Annotated in this window: 1 protein-coding gene; it reads left to right on the forward strand. The window is 28.3% G+C overall.

Annotated features, from left to right (window positions below):
* Window positions 1-269, forward strand: a 269-nt coding sequence (locus FEI13_RS19145; protein WP_158294577.1) for a hypothetical protein, incomplete at both ends; no start/stop codon positions are given.

A 269-nucleotide genomic window follows, 5' to 3' on the forward strand; every position in this document is an offset into this window, starting at 1 on the left:
TAGGTAATATTGTATGTATATGTGGTTCAGATTATATTGAATTTAGTACTTATGAAGGAAATAATCAACCAACTATAGGTTACTTTTTAAGTGCAGGAACTCCAGATGTAGCTACTCAAAATGAAATAAATAATAATGGGAAAATATTTAAAGATAGGAATATTCCTTCAGGACTTGTAGATACAGGTTGGTATTTAACCAATATTAAAACTTACTATGGAACTGGTCCAAACACTAGTGCTGTAGTTTCTTTATTAAAAGTTAATAAT

The organism is Halomonas urmiana (assembly GCF_005780185.1).
In the GTDB taxonomy this organism is placed as follows: Bacteria; Pseudomonadota; Gammaproteobacteria; order Pseudomonadales; family Halomonadaceae; genus Halomonas; species Halomonas urmiana.